The organism is Pseudomonas sp. R62 (assembly GCF_000257605.1).
GTDB lineage: Bacteria > Pseudomonadota > Gammaproteobacteria > Pseudomonadales > Pseudomonadaceae > Aquipseudomonas > Aquipseudomonas atacamensis.
On sequence record NZ_JH635998.1, the window covers coordinates 1,573,326 to 1,577,460 of the forward strand.

The 4,135-nt window shown below is 61.4% G+C and carries 4 protein-coding genes; 3 read left to right on the plus strand and 1 reads right to left on the minus strand.

The genetic code is table 11. The annotated features are described in order from the left end of the window. Together asd and OQK_RS08330 are read left to right on the plus strand one after the other, a co-directional pair. Nucleotides 1-448: archaetidylserine decarboxylase (gene asd / locus OQK_RS08325; protein WP_038860750.1), on the plus strand; the 448-nt coding region annotated here is incomplete at its 5' end. A gap of 66 nt (nt 449-514) precedes the next feature. After that, nucleotides 515-2,263, plus strand: a complete 1,749-nt coding sequence (locus OQK_RS08330; protein ID WP_016771965.1) for a hypothetical protein — start codon at nt 515-517, stop codon at nt 2,261-2,263. Between the two features lie 104 nt (nt 2,264-2,367). Here the strand turns inward: OQK_RS08330 and serB are convergent, their stop codons facing one another. Further along, entirely contained in the window at nt 2,368-3,582 is a 1,215-nt protein-coding gene (serB, locus tag OQK_RS08335; RefSeq protein ID WP_016771966.1) for a phosphoserine phosphatase SerB, read from the minus strand. 134 nt (nt 3,583-3,716) lie between these two features. On the opposite strand from serB, the gene OQK_RS31100 reads away from it, so the two are divergent. Then, a partial coding sequence (locus tag OQK_RS31100) for an AhpA/YtjB family protein (protein ID WP_038860751.1) occupies nt 3,717-4,135 on the plus strand: 419 nt, incomplete at its 3' end.

A 4,135-nucleotide genomic window follows, 5' to 3' on the forward strand; every position in this document is an offset into this window, starting at 1 on the left:
GTCGCCGAAGGACTACCACCGCGTGCACATGCCTTTGGCCGGCACCCTGCGCGAAATGGTCTACATCCCGGGCCGCATTTTTTCGGTGAACCAGACCACTGCCGAAAACGTCCCGGAGCTGTTCGCCCGCAACGAGCGCGTGGCGTGCATTTTCGACACCGAACGCGGGCCGATGGCCGTGGTGCTGGTTGGCGCGATGATTGTCGCTTCGATTGAAACCGTGTGGGCCGGTCTGGTCACCCCACCGAAGCGCGAGCTGAAAACCTTCCGCTACGACGAAGCCGCACGTGCACCGATTCATCTGGAAAAAGGCGCGGAACTGGGGCGCTTCAAGCTCGGTTCAACGGCGATCGTGCTGTTTGGCCCGGATCAGGTGAAGTGGGCTGAAGAGCTGGTGGCCGGCTCGCCAGTGCAGATGGGCCAAGGTCTGGCACTGCCAAAAGCGTGACCCTGTTCGCGGAAGCAGCCGAGGCTGCTTCCGCAAACCGCGGCATTTGCTGCTATGGTTTTGCTCATGAGCCAGACCAACTTTTCTCCCAAGCTGCGCGCTCCGACTCCCACGCAAACGCGCCTGTCGTTCTGCGACGCCAGCCCGCGTGACCTCAAGCGCTGGATCGCCGGCCTGCCCAAGGCCAACATCGGCGAAACCGCCCGCCTGCTCTATCAAGGCCTCGGCGAACTGAACCTGTTGCTCACTCCCAGCGACAATCGCCTGCAACTCCTGGAACTGCTGCGGCCCGAGGTGTATTTCGTCTGCCAGCATCTGGAACGGCACTTTCTCCATCAGGCGATCATGCTCGACGAGCGCTCGCGCAAGGTCAGCAACCTGTGTCAGGCGCTGCAAGGTCAGTTGGCCATCGGCTATAAACAGATCGTTCTGCGCATTCTGCCCAAATACAGCAAGGACCGCGCGACATTGGTCAGCACCGCCTTGCAACGCGCGGCGCATGCCCTCAAGGCGCAACTGGTGCGCGCCACGCAGTTGTACAGTTCTCCGCCGGAACATGTGTGGTTCGAATTGCACCAGCTGTATCGCAGCGCGGCGCAATTGCAGCTGCAACAACGGCGGCTGCGCGATGATCTGGCCTTTTTGACCAGCGAACTGAGCGTCGAACAGACCTACATCGCCGCACTGCTATTGGGCAGTGCCCGTTGCAATCAATTGCGCCAGAGCCAGATTGCCCGGCTGGCCGAGGTGATCGAGCCGTGGAGCGCCCTGCTCAAACTGCATCCCGGCAGCGCCGACGACGGTTTGTTCGCCATCAGCCCGGAACTCGATGTCGGCCCGCGCTACCGCAAGATGTTCCGCAGCGAACAACAGAGCGGGCTGCTGGGCTTCGATCCGCAACCGCTGGTCAAACAGCTCGAAACGCACCTGCTGCACCAGTCCACCTCGACCCCACTGCCCGTTTCCGCCGGCCTCAGCGTCGACACCCTGCAACATCAGCACGCTACTTGGGGCCAAGCGGCGGAACGCAGCTTTCAACGCATCGCCGGCCAGGGCACGCTGACCGTGTGCGTTGGCATGAGCGCCCTGCACTTCTACCTCGGCGGCGAGCGCACCTTCAGCGAGTTGCTCAAACATCCCGGTGCCCGCGCGGCAAACTTCAGCAGCGTGGTGGCCAACGGCGAAAAGGACAGCTGGAGTCAGGCGTTCGACGCTGCCCCGCAAAGTAACGATGAGCTGTTGCCGTACGAGGAAATCCAGTACGACCAGTTGAGCGAAGAAGAAGGCCCGGGCAACGCGCCGAATTATCCGACTTACGCCTTGCCGGTGATCAACCATAGCCCCGGCGGCTATTGCCTGGCCTGGCCGAGCGAAGTACCGGCGGAGTTGCAGGCCGGGGAAATGCTCGGCATTCAGGACAGCGAGGGCAAAGGCTGGAGCATTGCGGTGATTCGCTGGATCCGCCAAGTGCGCGGCAGCGGCACGCAGATGGGCATTGAACTGGTCGCGCCACACGCGCAGCCGTGCGGCTTGCAACTGGTCCGAACGAAAGATGATCACAGCCAGTATTTGCGCGGTTTGCTGTTGCCGGAAATCAGTGCGATCGATGTGCCGGCCACCGTGCTTGCGCCGCGCCTGCCCTTTCAGGAAGGCAACAAGGTGTTGATCAATACACAGGGCGAAGAACACCGCGCCGGGCTGGATCGGCGGGTGGCGAGTACGCACAGTTTCAATCAGTTCGCCTATCGCTCGCTGGATCCTGCGCAGAATGGCGGAGGTGAGGAGGATTTTGATTCGTTGTGGAATTCGCTCTAGACCGAGGCGCGGCCTTCGCGAGCAGGCTCGCTCCCCCATTCAAATGCAGTTCAAATGTGGGAGCGAGCTTGCTCGCGAAGAGGCCAGATCAGCTTATCGAGATCTCAGAGCTGCCCGTCACGATCCCGGAAACCCAGCAGATACAACACACCATCCAGCCCCAGCGTTGAGATCGCCTGCTTCGCCGACTGCTTGACCAGTGGTTTGGCGCGGAACGCCACGCCCAGCCCGGCAATCGCCAGCATCGGCAAGTCGTTGGCGCCGTCGCCGACGGCAATGGTCTGCTCCAGACGCAGACCTTCCTTGTGCGCCAGCTCCTTGAGCAAGTCAGCCTTACGCTGCGCATCGACAATCGGCTCGATCGCCACGCCGGTGCACTTGCCGTCGACCACTTCCAGCTCGTTGGCAAACACGTAATCGATGCCAAGTTTGGCCTGCAGTTGCTTGGCGAAATAAGTGAAGCCGCCGGACAGAATCGCGGTTTTGTAGCCTAGGCGCTTGAGTTCGGCGAACAGGGTTTCAGCGCCTTCGGTCAGGCGCAGCGAGGCGCCGATCGAGTCGAGCACGCTGACGTCGAGGCCCTTGAGCAGCGCCAGACGCTCCTTGAAGCTGGCGCGGAAATCCAGTTCACCGGCCATGGCGCGCTCGGTGATTTCCGAAACCCGGTCACCCACGCCGGCCGCCTTGGCCAGCTCATCGATGACTTCCGCTTCGATCAGCGTCGAGTCCATGTCGAACACGGCCAGACGTCGGTTGCGACGAAACAGCGAGTCTTCCTGAAAGGCGATATCGACGTTCAGTTCCTGGGCAACGCTGAGAAATTCGGCGCGCAGGGCCTGCGGATCGGCAGCTTCGCCGCGCACGGAAAACTCGATGCAGCCCTTGCCCTTGTCGGCCGGTGTGTCCAGCGGCATGCGCCCCGACAGACGGTCGATATGGTCGATGTTCAGGCCATATTTGGCGGTGATCGCGCTGACCGCCTGCAACTGGCCGGCAGTGACCTTGCGCGTCAGCAGGGTAACGATATGGCGCTTCTTGCCCTGATTGCCCACCCACTGCTGGTAATCCTCTTCGGATACCGGGGTGAAGCGCACTTGCTGATCCAGTTCGTAGCCCTTGAACAGGATGTCCTTGAGCACCGATTTGCCTTGTTCGGAATCGGGAATTTCAACCAGGATGCCGAACGACAGGGTGTCGTGGATCACCGCCTGACCGATGTCGAGAATGTTCACACCACCTTGTGCCAGAACACCGGTGATGGCCGCCGTCAGACCCGGACGGTCGACTCCCGTGATGTTAATCAGGACGATTTCGCGCAACGCGCACCCCCGCAACTGGAAAAAAACCGCATTCTACCCACTTTCAGTGACCATCGGGCACCGCGAGCGCTTTGCCGGTCTGGGGCCTGTCGCTATACTGCGCGTCAACTTCACGGACAAAGAGCCGAGCTCAAGTGAACCGGCCCACGCCAGTCAAAACCGATAACTTCTTCCTGCTGATCTTCCGTGCACTGCGCCATCGCCGTGTACCGATTGCATTGCGCATTGCCAGCCACAACGTGATCCTGGTCGCTCTGGCCCTGGTGATCTATGCCGGGGTGATGGGGCTGCAATTCAAGCAGGCCATGCACGAGCAGGCCGATGCGCTGGGCGAAAGCCTGACCACGCAGACTGCCACCTCCGCCACCGAGCTGCTGGTGTCCAACGACATCCTCAGCCTCAACGTGCTGCTCAACAACCTGACCAAGAACAAACTGGTCGCCCACGCGGCGATCTACAGCGTGGACAACCGCATCCTCGCCGAGTCCGGTCAGCGTCCCAAGCACAGCCTGCTGGGCGAAGCCGAGGGCATGTACGAGAGCAAGATCACTTT

Coding starts and splice junctions, on each gene's coding strand:
- OQK_RS08330 (WP_016771965.1), top strand. CDS start 515: ATGAGCCAGACCAACTTTTCTCCCAAGCTGCGCGCTCCGACTCCCACG.